13 protein-coding genes are annotated in these 14,926 nt (G+C 71.3%); 9 read left to right on the top strand and 4 right to left on the bottom strand.

All coding sequences use genetic code 11. The features are described 5' to 3' along the window. Nucleotides 1-55: 55 nt before the first annotated feature. Entirely contained in the window at nt 56-940 is an 885-nt protein-coding gene (ypfJ, locus tag ACR3IO_RS01755) for a KPN_02809 family neutral zinc metallopeptidase (protein WP_434069436.1), read from the bottom strand. An 86-nt stretch (nt 941-1,026) separates the two neighbouring features. On the opposite strand from ypfJ, the gene ACR3IO_RS01750 reads away from it, so the two are divergent. Further along, nucleotides 1,027-2,040, top strand: a complete 1,014-nt coding sequence (locus tag ACR3IO_RS01750) for a PHP domain-containing protein (RefSeq protein WP_434069435.1) — start codon at nt 1,027-1,029, stop codon at nt 2,038-2,040. A 167-nt stretch (nt 2,041-2,207) separates the two neighbouring features. Here the strand turns inward: ACR3IO_RS01750 and ACR3IO_RS01745 are convergent, their stop codons facing one another. Both ACR3IO_RS01745 and ACR3IO_RS01740 read right to left on the bottom strand, forming a co-directional pair. After that, a complete protein-coding gene (locus ACR3IO_RS01745) occupies nt 2,208-2,468 on the bottom strand; it encodes a hypothetical protein (protein WP_434069434.1) in 261 nt (86 codons plus the stop codon). A 104-nt stretch (nt 2,469-2,572) separates the two neighbouring features. Next, complete coding sequence (locus ACR3IO_RS01740; RefSeq protein ID WP_434069433.1) at nt 2,573-3,406, bottom strand: alpha/beta fold hydrolase; 834 nt, start codon at nt 3,404-3,406, stop codon at nt 2,573-2,575. Between the two features lie 368 nt (nt 3,407-3,774). On the opposite strand from ACR3IO_RS01740, the gene ACR3IO_RS01735 reads away from it, so the two are divergent. From ACR3IO_RS01735 to ACR3IO_RS01700, 8 genes are all read left to right on the top strand, one after another. Next, the gene (locus ACR3IO_RS01735) at nt 3,775-4,782 is read left to right on the top strand and encodes an LLM class flavin-dependent oxidoreductase (RefSeq protein ID WP_434069827.1); all 1,008 of its coding nucleotides are present in this window, start codon (nt 3,775-3,777) and stop codon (nt 4,780-4,782) included. Between the two features lie 304 nt (nt 4,783-5,086). After that, nucleotides 5,087-6,727 carry an ABC transporter substrate-binding protein gene (locus tag ACR3IO_RS01730; protein WP_434069432.1) on the top strand — a complete coding sequence of 547 codons (1,641 nt, stop codon included), beginning with the start codon at nt 5,087-5,089 and terminating at the stop codon, nt 6,725-6,727. After that, entirely contained in the window at nt 6,705-7,721 is a 1,017-nt protein-coding gene (locus ACR3IO_RS01725; protein ID WP_434069431.1) for an ABC transporter permease, read from the top strand. The genes ACR3IO_RS01730 and ACR3IO_RS01725 overlap by 23 nt, the downstream gene beginning before the upstream one ends. After that, complete coding sequence (locus tag ACR3IO_RS01720) at nt 7,718-8,587, top strand: ABC transporter permease (protein ID WP_434069430.1); 870 nt, start codon at nt 7,718-7,720, stop codon at nt 8,585-8,587. The genes ACR3IO_RS01725 and ACR3IO_RS01720 overlap by 4 nt, the downstream gene beginning before the upstream one ends. Continuing rightward, on the top strand, nt 8,587-10,305 hold the full coding sequence (locus ACR3IO_RS01715; RefSeq protein WP_434069429.1) for a dipeptide ABC transporter ATP-binding protein: 1,719 nt from the start codon (nt 8,587-8,589) through the stop codon (nt 10,303-10,305). The genes ACR3IO_RS01720 and ACR3IO_RS01715 overlap by 1 nt, the downstream gene beginning before the upstream one ends. After that, nucleotides 10,302-11,732: an NtaA/DmoA family FMN-dependent monooxygenase gene (locus ACR3IO_RS01710; RefSeq protein ID WP_434069428.1), complete on the top strand. Its 1,431-nt coding sequence runs from the start codon at nt 10,302-10,304 to the stop codon at nt 11,730-11,732. Before ACR3IO_RS01715 ends, ACR3IO_RS01710 begins: the two co-directional genes overlap by 4 nt. After that, nucleotides 11,729-12,973 (top strand): acyl-CoA dehydrogenase family protein, encoded by a 1,245-nt coding sequence (locus tag ACR3IO_RS01705; protein WP_434069427.1) that lies wholly within the window; start codon nt 11,729-11,731, stop codon nt 12,971-12,973. Before ACR3IO_RS01710 ends, ACR3IO_RS01705 begins: the two co-directional genes overlap by 4 nt. Next, a complete protein-coding gene (locus ACR3IO_RS01700) occupies nt 12,970-14,382 on the top strand; it encodes an NtaA/DmoA family FMN-dependent monooxygenase (RefSeq protein ID WP_434069426.1) in 1,413 nt (470 codons plus the stop codon). Before ACR3IO_RS01705 ends, ACR3IO_RS01700 begins: the two co-directional genes overlap by 4 nt. A gap of 73 nt (nt 14,383-14,455) precedes the next feature. Here the strand turns inward: ACR3IO_RS01700 and ACR3IO_RS01695 are convergent, their stop codons facing one another. Further along, nucleotides 14,456-14,788, bottom strand: a complete 333-nt coding sequence (locus tag ACR3IO_RS01695; protein ID WP_434069425.1) for a DUF3467 domain-containing protein — start codon at nt 14,786-14,788, stop codon at nt 14,456-14,458. Between the last annotated feature and the right edge of the window lie 138 nt (nt 14,789-14,926).

Genomic DNA, 14,926 nt, shown 5'->3' with positions numbered 1-14,926 from the left:
TCCCTCGGCACCCTCGGCACCCTCGGTTCGTGCGCACACGCGGTCGGCTGCGGCGTCAGAGCTGCGAGCCGTCGATGCCGAACGTGTCGCAGGCCGCCGGCCCCTGTTCGTACCCCGTGGTGAACCACTTCTGACGCTGCTCGCTCGACCCGTGGGTGAACGCGTGCGGGCTGACCTGCCCCTGGGTGGCCTCCTGGATGCGATCGTCGCCCACGGCGGCGGCCGCGCTCAGCGCGTCGGCCACGTCGGCGGCCGTCGGCTGCTGCAGGAACGTCACCCCGCTGTCGTCCTCGGTGTTCGCGGCCTCGCCGACCCACGCGCCCGCGAAGCAGTCGGCCTGCAGCTCGGTGCGCACGCTGTTCGAGGTCGGACCGGTCTGCCCGTCTTGCGCGGCCTGGAGCGTGCCGGCGAGGTTCTGCACGTGGTGGCCCCACTCGTGCGCCACGACGTACATCTGGGCGAGCGGTCCGCCGCTGGCCCCGAACCGGCTCTCGAGCTCGTCGAAGAACGAGACGTCGACGTAGATGATCTGGTCGGGCGGGCAGTAGAACGGCCCGGTCGCGCTCGTCGCCGAACCGCACCCGGTGCTGACCGACTGCGTGAAGAGCACGAAGTCCTGCGGCGCCGAGTACGCGATGCCGAGGTCCTGCGGCGCGGCCTGCGCCCAGTAGTCCTCGAGCGAGGCCGACGCGCCCTTCATGCGGCAGTCGATCCGCTGGTTCGCATCTTCGCCGGTGAGGCACTGCTCGATGCTGGAATCGGGTGCCGACTCCTGGGTTCCGCCCCCGCCGAGGAGGCCCGTGAGGTCGACGCCGAGCAGCTGTGCCACGATCACGATCGCGATGACGCCGAGTCCGCCGCCGCCGACGGCGATGCCGGTGTTGCGTCCGCGCTTGGAAGCCTTGCCGCCGCTGATGTCGGCGTCCGGGTTGAACGTCATGATCCGACGCTACTCCAGCGGCGCACGACATCCGGGATCGGGCCAGGGGGGTATGCCGAAGCCGCCCCGCGCGTCAGAATGGGCGGATGGATCCGATCGCAGCGCTCGAGGAGATCGCCTTCCTGCTCGAGCGCGACCGTGCATCGGCCTTCAAGTCCAAGGCGTTCCGCAAGGCCGCGGGCGTCATCGGCGACATCCCGGCCGCCGAGCTGGCCGATCGCGTCCGCGACGGGCGCCTGAAGCGCACCGCCGGCATCGGCGACACGACGTTCGCGGTCATCGCCGACGCCGTCGAGGGCCGCGTGCCCGCCTACCTCGTCGCGCTCCGCGAGAAGAGCGGCCCGGCCGCCGGGGGAGCGCCGACCGGCCTGCGGGCGAAGGTCAGGGGCGACCTGCACAGCCACACCGACTGGTCCGACGGCACCACGCCGATCTCCACCATGGCGCGTGCGGCCGAGCTCGTGGGCCTCGAGTACCTCGTGGTCAGCGACCACTCGCCGAACCTCACCATCGCCAATGGGCTCAGCGTCGAGCGCCTGCTCGACCAGCTCGACGTGCTCGACCGGCTGAACGCCGGCGGCGGCATCCGCCTGCTCTCGGGCATCGAGGTCGACATCCTGCTCGACGGGTCGCTCGACCAGACGCCCGAGATGCTCGAACGCCTCGACGTGGTCGTCGCGAGCATCCACTCCAAGCTCCGCACCGAGTCGAAGGAGCTGACCGAGCGGATGCTGCGCGCCGTGCGCAATCCCCGCACGAACGTGCTCGGGCACTGCACCGGCCGTCTCGTCGAGGGCTCGCGCGGCACGCGCCCGCAGTCGACGTTCGACGCCGAGGCCGTGTTCGCGGCGTGCGCCGAGCACGACGTCGCGGTCGAGATCAACTCGCGGCCCGAGCGCCAGGACCCGCCCGACGACCTGATCCAGCTCGCACTCGAGGCCGGATGCCGCTTCTCGATCGACAGCGACGCGCATGCGCCCGGCCACTTCGCGTTCCTCGAGCTCGGCGCCGCGCGCGCCGAGGCGAACGGCGTTCCGGCCGAGCGCATCGTGAACACCTGGCCCGCCGAGCAGTTGCTCGAGTGGGCTGCCCGCCGCTGAGTCGCGGCATCCGCTCGGGTCCTGATGCAGGAGATCAGGCCTCATCCCCGCTGACAGCGGGTATCGGGCCTGATCTCCTGCAGCCGTGCGCGGGGTGCGGCCGAGCGCGCGTGCGGAACGGGTCGGGCCGTCGCGTCGACGGCGGCCCGGCCCGCTGGTTCGCGGCGTCACGGCGTCGACTGCACCGCCGAGATCACCGCGTCGACGTCGTTCGGCGAGGCCGGCAGGCCCGCCTGCTCGAGGCGTTCGCGCACCATCTGCGGCAGGTCGTCGACCTGGCCGAACAGCACGTCGCCGCGCACCTGCTCGACGACGCCCTCGAGGCGGGCGCCGTCGTCGGCATCGGTCAGGCTGCCCTCCTGCACGGGTGCGTCCTGGGTGTCGGTGGTCGGCTCGGCCGCGAGGTCGTCGTGCTGGCGATCGTTCATACGCCGATGCTCGCAAGCGCGCACGCCGCGTCCAACCCCTTGACGAACCGGGTCGCGTCGCGTACCCCGGGGCGACGGCACTGCCGCGGCGCCGCCGCACCGGCTCAGCTGTCGCCGAGGAACTCCAGCAGCGCCGCGTTGACCTCGTCGGCGTGCGTCCAGAGCAGGCCGTGCGGCGCACCCTCGATCTCGACGACCGTCGCGCCCGGCAGCCGCTTGGCGAACTCGCGCGCCGTGGCGTCGATCGGGAGGATCCGGTCGGCCGTTCCGTGCAGGATGAGCGCGGGGACGTCGATCCGCTCGATGTCGCCGCGGAAGTCGGTCAGCCAGGTGTCGACGCACGCGGATGCCGCGTACCACGATGCCCCGGCGGCGACCTGCCAGCTGCCGCGCACGGCGTCCTCGGAGATGCGGGTGCCGAGGTTCTCGTCGAGGTTGTAGAAGTTCTCGAAGAACCCCGTGAACCAGGCGAAGCGATCGCCGGCCGCCGCGGCCTTCAGGTCGTCGAAGTCGGGCGCGGCGCCGGTGGGATTCTCGTCGGTCTTGCGGAGGTAGGGCTCGAGGCTGCCGAGGAAGGCGGCCTTCGACACCCGCTCGCTGCCGAACGAGCCCAGGTAGCGACCGACCTCGCCCGTGCCCATCGAGAACCCCACGAGGGCGACGTCCTGCAGGTCGAGGGTGTCGAGCAGCGTCTTCAGGTCGTCGGCGAACGTGTCGTAGTCGTACCCGGTGGTCGGCTTGCTCGACGAGCCGAATCCGCGGCGGTCGTAGGTGATCACGCGGTGGCCGGCGGCGAGCAGCGCCCGCGACTGCTTCTCCCATGAGGCGCCGTCGAGCGGATAGCCGTGGATCAGCACGACCGGAGAACCGGTGCCGTGATCCTCGTAGTAGAGCTCGACGGGTGCGGAGTTCTCGGTTCCGACGGACACGAACGGCATGGTTCCCCCTGATCTCGTGACGGATGTCCGATGACGGATGCCCCGGGCCGCACGCCGCGGCCGCGTGGCTGCGGCATCACCGTCAGTCCACCAGCCCCGCCGACGCCGCACAAGGGGGCGCGACGCCGAGGAGCGCCCGACGTCACGCGCGGCAACATCCCTGCTGTCCGATGCCGACGTTCACTAGGCTCCCCACGTCCCGAGCGGGACGGGAGAAGGAGCCGTCGTGACCGAGCACGCACCTGCAGACGAGACGAGCATCGAGTCGGAGCGGGGCGGGATCATCCTCGACTGGTTCATCCCGCTCACGGGTGACTCGAGGACCGACCTCAGCCAGGGCTCCGCCATGACCTACGAGGGCCAGTCCGCTGCGCCCGCACGCCGGGAGCCGGGCATCGGCTACCTGTCGCAGATCGCGCGCGGTCGAGCACCTCGGCTACCACGCCGTGCTGATCCCCACGGGCGGACGGAGCGAGGAGAGCTGGGTCGCGGCGACCGCGCTCAGCCAGCACACCCGCGACCTCGACTACCTCGTCGCGTTCCGGCCCGGACTGATGTCGCCGACGCTGCAGGCCCAGGTCGCCGCGACGTTCCAGCACCTCAGCGGCGACCGCCTGCGGGTCAACGTCGTCGTCGGCGGCGACGACGCCGAGCAGCGCAAGTACGGCGACCGCATCGGCCACGATGAGCGGTACCGCCGCGCGGCGGAGTACCTCGGCATCATCCGTCGCCTGTGGCGGGGCGAGCAGGTCGACCATGCCGGCGAGTTCTACACGATCGAGGGCGCGCGCATCCCCGAGCTGGGCGTCGAGCCCGAGATCTACCTCGGCGGTTCCTCCGAGGGCGCGATCGAGGTCGCGGCCGAGCACGCCGACGTCTACCTGACGTGGGGCGAGCCGCCGGCGCAGGCGGGCGAGAAGATCGCCCGCGTCCGCGAGCGGGCGGCGCAGCTCGGACGCGCGCTGCGCTACGGCGTGCGCCTGCACGTGATCGCCCGGCCGACGAGCGAGGAAGCCTGGCGTCTGGCCGACGAGCTCGTCGCAGGGCTCGACCCCGAGGTCGTCGAGCGCGCCCGCGCCTCGTTCCTGGCCTCGGGGTCCGTCGGCCAGCGACGTCAGGCCGAGCTCGTGACGGGAGGGCTCCGGCGAGAGGACCTCGAGATCGTGCCCGGGCTGTGGGCGGGCATCGGGCTCGTGCGGGGCGGCGCCGGAACGGCGCTCGTGGGCAGCTTCGAGGAGGTCGCGGCGCTCATCCGGGAGTACCGCGCCGTGGGCTTCACCGAGTTCGTGCTGTCGGGATACCCGCATCTCGAGGAGGCGTACTGGTTCGCCGAGGGCGTTGCGCCGCTCCTCGACCTGGCGCCCCGCCGCGCCTGACCCGGCGGCACCGAGCGGCCGGCAGGCGGCGCCGGCGGAGGTAGCGTCGCCGGCAGCGGAGGCGGGAGACGTTGCGCGGGGTGCCGCGCGCGCCGTCGGTGTCCTCGGTGCGCTCGCACCCAGCGGGCGGAACACCTGTCAAGCAGGTTGCGAAACGTGACCCCGACCGGCCCTTTGTGACCCGACGCGACGCTTGGTGACCCCGCATAAACGAGCGTGACACGGAGTCGTGGCGGGTGTGGCGGGCGGCCGGTAGCGTCGCCGCTCACACAGCCACCCCCGCATGCCCCGAAGGAGCACGCCCATGACCTCACGACCACACTCCATCGCCGCGATCGCCGCAGCCGCAGCTGCGCTGCTGACCCTCGCGGGATGCGCGGCGACCACCGCCGAATCGGCGCCGGCCGGCGAACTCGTCGAGGGCGGCACGATCACGTACGCCCACCAGCAGGAGCCGGCGTGCGTGTTCGGCGGCTGGATCGAGCAGGCGTACCTGAGCTACAACGTGCTCGACAGCCTCGTGTCCCTCGATGCGGACCACGAGGTCGTCCCGTGGCTCGCGGAGTCGTGGAGCGTCTCCGACAACGGGCTGCAGTGGACGTTCCAACTGAAGCCCGACGTGAAGTTCACCGACGGCAGCGATCTGACGGCCGAGGTCGTGGCCTACAACTTCGACTACTGGGTGAACCAGGGCGGCAACAGCACCGCGTTCGCGTGGCTCGGCGGCTACTACGAGTCGGCCGAGGCCGTCGACGACCTCACGGTGCAGGTCGACCTCTCCAAGCCCTATCCGCGTCTGGCCGACAACCTGACGCAGGGTTACTTCGGCATCCAGTCGCAGCAGGCGCTCGAGACCCGGACCGCCGAAGAGAACTGCGCGGCGCCGATCGGCTCCGGCGCGTTCGTCGTCGATCACTGGGACCGTGGGCAGGAGATCGTCCTCACGCGCAACGACGACTACACGTCGCCGCCCGCGAACGCCGAGCACACCGGCCCCGCCTACGTCGACGAGGTCGTCTGGAAGTTCGTCTCCGACGCGACGACCCGCGTGGCCGCCCTGAAGAGCGGCGAGGTCGACGCCATCTACGACGTGCCCGCCGTGCAGTGGGATGCCACCGGCGACGCCGGGTTCGAACTGCTGAAGTACGTGACCCCCGGTCGTCCGCAGCAGCTCACGTTCAACACCGCGCAGGGCGTCTTCACCGACGAGAAGGTGCGACAGGCCTTCGCCTACGCCATCGACCGCGAGGAGATCGTCGAATCCATCGGTCGCGGCGTGATCCCCTACGAGGGCAACGGCGGCGTCAGCCAGACCACCCCCGGCTACAGCCAGAAGGCAGCCGACTGGTACAGCCAGGACGTCGACAAGGCGGCCGAGCTGCTCGACGAGGCCGGCTGGACCGGTGAGGATTCCGACGGCACCCGCACCAAGGACGGCGAGCCGCTCCAGGTGACCCTGCCCTACTTCGCGGGCTCGATCATCAACGCCGACGGCGCCTCGATCCTGCAGGGCGTGCAGGAGCAGGCGGCGAAGTCCGGATTCAAGGTCGACCTGATCCCGGTGCCCCAGGCCGAGGCCTTCGCGGGCGCCTACAGCCAGCCCGACGAACGCGACATCTACCCCGGCTACTGGACGGCCGTCACGAGCGGCATCCTGCACATCAACTGGGGTGCAGGAACCGGGGGCGAGCCGAACCACTGGAACGCCTCGTTCACCGAGTACCCCGAGCTTCAGGCCATCATCCTCGAGGCGAACTCGGAGCCCGACGTCGACGCGCAGAACGCGCTCTACGAGCAGGCGCAGGAGTACATCGCCGAGCATGCGCTCGCCATCGGCGTCTACGACCGACTCTCCACGCTGGCCGTCTCGCCCGGACTCCAGGGCGTGTGGCAGGAGAACGCACAGGGAGGACCGACCTTCTATGACGCTCACTTCGTTCAGTGAGACGGATGCCGCGGTGCCCGGCCGTGAGGCTGGCGCACCGCGGCGGGGCCCGGCGACGCTGAGGCTCGTCGTCGGGAAGGCGGTCGGCGCCGCGCTCGTGCTGCTCGGCGCCGCCACCGCGGCCTTCTTCGCCCAGGCGTCCCTGCCGGGCGACCGGGCCACCGTCATCCTCAACATCCGCGCCGGGCAGGCGATCGAACGCACGCCCGAGGAGCTCGCGCCCATCAACGCCGAGTACCACCTGCACGATCCGCTCATCCTGCAGTACTTCTCCTACCTCAAGGGGCTCGTGCTCGGAGACCTCGGCATCTCCTACCAGCAGCACCGGCCGGTGATCGCGATCATCGCCGACCAGCTGGGGGCCACCATCGTGCTCACGCTCACGGCACTCGTCTTCGCGTGGATCATCATGGTGGTCTGGGTCACCCTCACCGCCGGCCGGGGTCCGGCCGTGAACGCGCTCGGAGGCTTCTTCGACACGACGGCCGCGGGCCTGCCGCACTACTGGCTCGGCATCATCCTGCTGCTCGTGTTCGCCCTCACGCTCGGCTGGTTCCCCGTCATCGGCGGCACCGGTCCCGTGGGCATCATCCTGCCCGCCCTGACGCTCGCGATCCCGCTCGCCGGGTTCCTCGGGCAGGCGACGCGCACGGAGTTCGAGCGTTCGCTCGACTCGCCGTTCGTGCTGAGCGCGCGGATGCGGGGCATGAGCGACGTGGGCATCCGCCTGCGGCACGTGCTGCGGCACGCGGTGCTGCCGGCCGTGACGCTCTCGGGTTGGGCGCTCGGCGCCACCATCTCGGGCGCCGTCGTGGTCGAGGCCGTGTTCGCACGCCCCGGAATCGGCCAGGTGCTCGTGACGGCCGTGAGCAGCCAGGACATGCCGGTCGTGATCGGCATCGTCATGCTCGTCGCCGCCTTCTACGTGCTGGCCAACCTGCTCGTCGACATCGCCTATGCACTCATCGACCCGCGCCTGAGGAGGGCATCATGACCGCGACCACCGCGACCACCGCGACGTCCGCTGCACGGCCCACGGCATCCGCCCGGCTGCGCAGGCAACCGTGGGACCTCTACGTCGCGATCGCGGCGACCGCGGTGTTCGCGCTCGCCGCCCTCTGGCCCGACCTGCTGGCGACCCAGGGCGCGTTCACCATGGACCTGGCGAACACGCTGCAGCCGCCGTCGGCGGCGCACTGGTTCGGCACCGACGAGGCGGGACGCGACCTCTACTCCCGCGTGATCCACGGAACGGCCGCCTCGCTCGGCATCGGCATCGGCGCCGCGGCGGTGAGCCTCATGCTCGCGGTGGTGCTGGGCTCCCTCGCGGCGCTCGGCAACCGCGCCACCTCGGCCGGCGTCGGCTGGCTGCTCGAAGTGGCGTTCGCCTTCCCGGCGCTGCTGCTCTCGCTCCTGCTGATCGCGGTGCTGGGCCCCTCGATCCTCACGCTCATCCTCGCGGTCGGCATCGGCACGGCGCCGGGCTACGCACGCATGGTGCGCGGCCAGATCCTCGGCGCCAAGGACTCGCCGTACGTCGAGGCCGCGATCGCGCTGGGCCACTCGCGCGGCCGCATCCTCCGCCAGCACATCCTCCCGAACTCGCTGCGCCCGCTCGTGGCCGTGTTCGCGCTCTCGATCGGGCAGTCGATCGTGTGGGCGTCCAGCCTCTCCTTCCTCGGCCTCGGCATCGCGCCGCCCGCGCCCGAGTGGGGCGCGCTGCTCGACGCGGGACGCCCCTACATCACCGTGGCCGGATGGCTCACCGTGATCCCCGGGGTCGTGATCGTGCTGCTCGCGCTCACCACGACCACCCTCGGCCGCCACCTGCAGTCGATCCTCGAGAAGGGGGAGAAGTGATGAGCACCATCGAGACGGAGGTCGCCGGCCGGGACCTCGCATCCGCGATCGATGGGCTGCCGGGCTTCCTGCCGCGCCTGAGCGTGGCGGGCCTGTCGGTCGGATTCGCCACCGGCGACGGCCACCGGCCGATCGTGCACGACGTGTCGTTCGACCTGCATCCCGGTCAGTGCGTTGCGATCGTCGGCGAGTCGGGTTCGGGCAAGTCCGTGACCGCACGCAGCCTCGTCGGGCTCGCCGGTCGCGGCGCGCGCGTCGACGCCGAGGCCATCACGCTGCACGGCCGCGACGTGCGCGCGCTCTCGAATCGGCGGTGGCGCGACATCCGCGGCAAGGAGGTCGGCTTCATCCTGCAGGACGCCCTCGTCAGCCTCGATCCGCTGCGCCCGGTGGGCGCCGAGATCGCCGAGGGCCTGCGCCTGCACGGCTGGGGCGATCGACGCCCTCGCGCGAGGAAGGTCGTCGAACTGCTGGCCTCCGTCGGCGTGCCGAACCCCGAACTGCGCGCCCGGCAGCGGCCCGACCAGCTCTCGGGCGGGTTGCGCCAGCGCGCCCTGATCGCCTCGGCCCTCGCGCTCGACCCCGACGTGATCATCGCGGACGAGCCCACGACGGCGCTCGACGTCACGGTGCAGGCGCAGGTGCTCGAACTGCTGGAGGCGTCCAAGCGTCGCGGCGCCTCGATCATCCTCATCAGCCACGACCTCTCGGTGGTCGCGCAGTTGGCCGACCACATCCTCGTGATGCAGAACGGCCGCGTCGTCGAGCAGGGCGCCGCCGCGCAACTGCTCGGCTCGCCCCGAGAGGAGTACACGAAGGCGCTCATCGCCGCGGTGCCGAGCGAGGACACGCGCGGCTCCGCCCTCAGCCCCGGCGGCGAACGCCTCCTGGCGGAGGCCCCGCCCGCGCCGGAGGTGCTCGACGAGGTGGTGATCGAGGCCCGCGACCTGGTCCGGCGCTTCCGGGCGCCCGACGGTACGGCGACCACCGCGGTCGGCGGCGTCTCCTTCGACCTGCACCGCGGCGAGACCCTCGGCATCGTCGGCGAGTCCGGCTCCGGCAAGAGCACGACCGGGCGCATCGCGCTGGCCCTCGAGCGGGCGGATGCCGGTACGGTCACCCTGCTCGGCCGGCCGTGGTCGGGCGTGCCCGAGTCGGAGCGGCGTGCGCTGCGCTCGCGGATCTCGGTGGTGTCGCAGGACCCCCTGTCGAGCTTCGACCCCCGCTGGAACGTCGAGCGCATCCTGCTCGACGCCCTGCCCCGGCAGGCCTTCCCGACGGCATCCGCCCGGGCCGAGCGCATCCGGGCGCTCCTCGACCAGGTCGGCCTCGCGCATGCCGTGCTGCGGCGCTTCCCGCTCCGGCTCTCGGGCGGCCAGCGCCAGAGGGTCGCCATCGCCCGGGCGCTCGCCGAGGCCCCCGACATCATCGTGCTCGACGAGGCCGTCTCGGCGCTCGACGTCACGATCCAGGCCCAGATCCTCGACCTGCTCGTCGCCCTCCAGCGCCGCCTCGGCCTGAGCTACCTGTTCATCTCGCACGACCTCGGCGTGATCGCGCACCTCTGCCATCGCGTGCTCGTGATGAAGGACGGCGTCGTCGTCGAGTCCGGCACGCCCGACGACATCTTCCACCGCCCGCAGCAGCCGTACACCCGGCAGCTCATCGAATCCATCCCCGCCTTCGAACCGAACCGCATCCAGGAGAAGACCGCATGACCATCCCGCTGCACTTCAACGCCTTCGTCATGAACACGAACTCGCACATCCATCACGGCCAGTGGCGTCGACCCGACGCCGGCCAGGTCGACTTCGACGACGTGCAGGTCTGGATCGACCTCGCCAAGAAGCTCGAGGAGGCGAAGTTCGACGCGCTGTTCTTCGCCGACGTCACGGGCGTCTACGGCGATGCCGACGCCGACTTCGACGTCTACATCCGCGAGGGCCTCCAGATCCCCTCGAACGACCCGATCCCGCTCGTCGCGGCGCTCGCCGTGCACACCGAGCGCATCGGGCTGGCGCTCACCTCGAACGTGGCGCAGAGCCACCCGTACCAGTTCGCCCGCCAGGTCTCCACGCTCGACCACATCTCGAAGGGCCGTATCGCCTGGAACATCGTCACGGGCCTGCAGGACAACGGCGCCCGGAACTTCGGGTACCCGCGCCTGACCGACCACACCGAGCGCTACGCGTGGGCCGACGAGTACGTCGACGTGGCCTACAAGCTCTGGGAGGGCTCGTGGGACGAGGGCGCGCTCCTGAAGGATCGCGAGCGCGGCCTCTACTCCGACCCGTCGAAGATCCACAAGATCAACCACGTCTCGGAGCGGTACTCGGTGCAGGGGCCGCACCTGCCGTCGCCGTCGCCGCAGCGCACGCCCGTGCTCTACCAGGCGGGTTCGTCCTCGTCGGGTCGCGCGTTCGCCGCGAAGCACGCCGAGGCGACCTTCATCATCGCGCCGAACCCGGCGCTCGCGAAGGAGCTCATCGACGACACGCGCCGCCAGGCCGTCGAGGCCGGACGGCGCCCCGAGGACATCAAGTTCTTCCAGGGCCTGTCGTTCGTGATCGGCGACACCGAGGAGGAGGCGTGGGCCAAGGCCGCCGAGTACGAGAAGTACGTCTCGATCGACGGATACCTCGCCCACTCGGCTCTCGTCGACAAGACCGGTCGCGCCTACCACCCCGACACCCCCCTCAAGGATGTCGACACGAACACCGCGAAGGGCTTCGGCGAGTGGGTCTCCAAGGCGATCACCGACCGGGAGCCGCTCGTGCGCGACGTCGCCCTGCTCATCTCGCGCTCCACGCGCGTCGTCGGCACCCCCGAGCAGATCGCGGACGCCCTCGTGGAGTGGCAGGAGGCCGGGGTCGACGGCATCAACGTCATCAACTGGGTGATCCCCGGCTCGTTCGTCGAGTTCGCCGACAAGGTCCTCCCCGTGCTCCGCGATCGCGGCCTCACGCAGCGCGACTACGGCACCGGCACGACGCTCCGCGAGCAGCTGTTCGGCGCACCGCGCCTGAACGAGCGGCATCCCGCCGCGAAGTACCGCGGTGCGTTCGCCGAGCCGGCGGCCGCGTTCGCCGATGACGCAGCAGACGGGAGTGTCGAAGCCGCCGTCGCCCCCGAGGCCGTGCGATGAGCGGCGCGGCGACGGCCACGGGCCTGCAGTCCGTCCGCGAGCGACTCGCGCCGCTCCTCGAGCGCATCGCTGCGAGCGCACCGTTGCACGAGCGCGCGGACTCGAGGCCCCACGCCGAGACGCGCGAGCTGGCCGCGGCGGGCTTCGGAGCCCTGCGGCTCCCGGTCGCCGCGGGCGGCGCGGGCCTCACCGTCGCCGAGTTCTTCGAGGTGCTCGTCGACCTCGCGGCGGCCGACCCGAACCAGCCGCAGCTCTGGCGCAACCACATCGCATTCGTCGAGGACCGCCTCGCCGGCGGCACCGAGCGCGACCGCCTCTGGTTGCAGCGCATCGCCGACGGCGCGGTCATCGGCGGCGCCTGGTCCGAGACCGGCACCACCTCGATCCTCGGCGAGACGCGCCTGGATCGCGTCGACGGCCGGTCGGTGCTGAACGGCACGAAGTACTACAGCACCGGGTCGATCTACGCGGACTGGGTGGGCGTGCTCGCGCTCGCCGACGACGGCGAGCTCAGGATCGCCCTGGTCGACGCCCGCAGCGAGGGGATCGAGCTCGTCGACGACTGGAACGGGTTCGGGCAGCGTTCGACGGGCAGCGGAACCACGAGGTTGCACGATGTCGCCGTCGACGACGAGGCGGTGCTCGACTTCACGGATCGGTTCGTCTCGCAGGAGGCCGTCTACCAGCTCGTCCTCGTCGCGGCGCTGGCGGGCATCGCCCGCGCGGTGCGCGACGACGCCGTCGAGGCCGTGATCGCGCGCCGGCGCTCCTATCCGCATGGCCTCGCCGAGCGGCCGCGGGATGACGCGCAGGTCCAGCAGGTGATCGGCCGGCTGGCCGCGCACGCGGCGGTGGCCGAGGCATCCGTCGCCCGAGGTGCCGCCGCGATCGATGCGGTCCTTCGGGCGATCGCGGCGGGGGAGGACCAGCAGGCGTCCGCACGACTGGCCGCGGTCGCGGTCTACGAGGCGCAGGTCGCCGTGACGGATGCCGCGCTCCAGGGGTCGACACTGCTCTTCGACGCCCTCGGGTCCTCGGGCGTCGATCGCTCGAATGCCCTCGACCGGCACCCTCGCAACGCCCGCACGCTCACGTCGCACAATCCGCGCATCTACAAGGAGCGCGTGCTTGGCGACTTCTACCTGAACGACGGAGACCCGCTGAGCATCTACACGCCCGCGAAGGCACCCGCAGGCGCATCCGCACCCGCCGAGGTCGCAGCGCAGGAGGGGCAGGCATGACCGAGAAGAAGCAGTTGATCCTGAACCTGTTCGAGATGGCGTGCATCAGCCACATCTCGCACGGGCTGTGGCCGTTGCCCGGCAACAACCGGCACCGGTTCGACGAGCTCGAGTACTGGACCGAGCTGGCGGAGATCCTGGAGGACGGCGGGTTCGACGGGGTGTTCCTCGCGGATGTCATCGGGGCGTACGACGTGTTCCGCGACGGCCCCGAGACCGCCTTGCGGGAGGGGCTGCAGAGCCCCAACCTCGACCCGCTCCTCCTGGTGCCGGCGATGGCGGCTGTCACCAAGCGGCTCGGGTTCGGCGTCACGTTCTCGACCACGTACGAGCCGCCCTTCGCGTTCGCACGGCGGGCGTCGACGCTGGATCACCTCACGAGGGGCCGGTTCGGGTGGAACATCGTGACGAGCTACCTCCCGAACGCGGCACGCAACTTCGGTTTGGAGGGTGAGATCCCGCACGACCGCCGGTACGAGTTGGCCGAGGAGTACCTCGACGTGCTGTACAAGCTGTGGGAGGGGTCGTGGGACGATGACGCGGTCGTGTACGACCGTGAGCGGCGGATCGCGACCGATCCGTCGAAGGTGCGGTACATCGATCACGTGGGGCCGACGCATCGCGTCGCGGGGCCGCATATCGTGCACCCGTCGCGGCAGCGCACGCCGGTGCTGTTCCAGGCGACCGGGTCGCCCGCGGGCACCGAGTTCGCGGGGCGGCATGCCGAACTCGTGTTCACCGGCGGGCGCACGACCGAGGAGTTCCGCGCCAACAAGCGCGCGATGCAGGATGCCGCGGTCCGCAACGGGCGCCGACCCGACGACGTGAAGTTCATCGCGAGCGCCGTCGTGGTCGTCGGGCGCACCGAGGAGGAGGCGGCCGACAAGTGGCGCCTCTACGAGCAGTACGCGAGTGTCGACGGCTATCTCGCGCATGCGAGCCTGCCGATCGACCTGACGAAGCTGCCGCGGGATCTCACGGTTCGACAGGCCTTGACGCAGGCGGGCAAGGACCTCGATCGCGTTCCGATGCTGCCGCTCGACGTGCCCGTCGGAACCCTGCTCGACGGGCTCCGAGGCGGGCGCCGCGAGCGCTTCCACGTCGTCGGAACGCCGAAAGTGGTCGCCGACGAGATCGAGCGCTGGCTCGACGAGGACGGCGTCGACGGCATCAACCTGCGGCAGTTCCACTCGTTCGGCACGGCGCAGGACTTCGCCGAGCTCGTCGTGCCCGAACTCCGTCGGCGCGGGCGACTGCGCGACGAGCCGGCCACGTCGTTGCGCGACCGGCTGTTCGGGCGCGGCGACCGACTGCCCGACACGCATTACGGCGCACGGTACCGCGGTGGCGCGAACCTCGGCTCCGGCGCGGCCGATCTCGCACCCGCGACCCGGACGGATGCCGCCTAGCTGGTGAACATCCCGGGGGTCGCCGGTTCGCAGGGCGGATGCCGCGGCATCCGCCCTGCGAACCGAACGCGGATCAGGGCGTGGAGTGGCCGCCGAAGAGCGGCTTCTCGGGCGGCTTGCGCCCGGTCTCCTGCTCCCACGCCTCGAGCTGCTGCGTGAGCGCCTTCGCGAGCTCGAACACCTGCTCGGGTGGGATGCGGATGCGGCTCACGATCTGGCCGGGCACGGCGACGGCACGCGTGCCGTCCGCGTCCTCGACCTGCGTCGGCGGCTGCGTCAGCGCGACGTAGTCCATCACGAAGACGTTCGGCGTGTGCCAGACCCTGGCGAAGTCGGCGAACACGCCCTGCGCGCGGTCGGCGGGCAGGTCGATCTGGAAGCGACGCGGAAGGTGGTCGTCGGTCATGGTGCCCCCTCGGTGGTCCGGATGCCGGTGCCGGATGCCGGTGCCACGAATGAACCTACACGCGGCCGCGGTCATCCATTCCGAACGCCGGGCCACCGGTTAGGGTCGGGGGAGGGCGCATCGTCGCGACCGGGCAGG

Origin of the sequence: Agromyces sp. Marseille-Q5079, from assembly GCF_051016555.1 — a bacterium.
Lineage (GTDB): Bacteria > Actinomycetota > Actinomycetes > Actinomycetales > Microbacteriaceae > Agromyces.
The sequence above is the reverse complement of the archived record's forward strand: the minus strand, read 5'-3'. Positions and strand labels throughout refer to the sequence as shown.

Excerpts from the sequence above, each read along its gene's own strand:
- ACR3IO_RS01710 (WP_434069428.1), top strand. The coding sequence starts at position 10,302 with ATGACCATCCCGCTGCACTTCAACGCCTTCGTCATGAACACGAACTCG.
- ACR3IO_RS01695 (WP_434069425.1), bottom strand. The coding sequence starts at position 14,788 with ATGACCGACGACCACCTTCCGCGTCGCTTCCAGATCGACCTGCCCGCC.
- ACR3IO_RS01700 (WP_434069426.1), top strand. The coding sequence starts at position 12,970 with ATGACCGAGAAGAAGCAGTTGATCCTGAACCTGTTCGAGATGGCGTGC.
- ACR3IO_RS01730 (WP_434069432.1), top strand. The coding sequence starts at position 5,087 with ATGACCTCACGACCACACTCCATCGCCGCGATCGCCGCAGCCGCAGCT.
- ACR3IO_RS01705 (WP_434069427.1), top strand. The coding sequence starts at position 11,729 with ATGAGCGGCGCGGCGACGGCCACGGGCCTGCAGTCCGTCCGCGAGCGA.
- ypfJ (WP_434069436.1), bottom strand. The coding sequence starts at position 940 with ATGACGTTCAACCCGGACGCCGACATCAGCGGCGGCAAGGCTTCCAAG.
- ACR3IO_RS01720 (WP_434069430.1), top strand. The coding sequence starts at position 7,718 with ATGACCGCGACCACCGCGACCACCGCGACGTCCGCTGCACGGCCCACG.
- ACR3IO_RS01745 (WP_434069434.1), bottom strand. The coding sequence starts at position 2,468 with ATGAACGATCGCCAGCACGACGACCTCGCGGCCGAGCCGACCACCGAC.
- ACR3IO_RS01740 (WP_434069433.1), bottom strand. The coding sequence starts at position 3,406 with ATGCCGTTCGTGTCCGTCGGAACCGAGAACTCCGCACCCGTCGAGCTC.
- ACR3IO_RS01715 (WP_434069429.1), top strand. The coding sequence starts at position 8,587 with ATGAGCACCATCGAGACGGAGGTCGCCGGCCGGGACCTCGCATCCGCG.
- ACR3IO_RS01750 (WP_434069435.1), top strand. The coding sequence starts at position 1,027 with ATGGATCCGATCGCAGCGCTCGAGGAGATCGCCTTCCTGCTCGAGCGC.
- ACR3IO_RS01725 (WP_434069431.1), top strand. The coding sequence starts at position 6,705 with ATGACGCTCACTTCGTTCAGTGAGACGGATGCCGCGGTGCCCGGCCGT.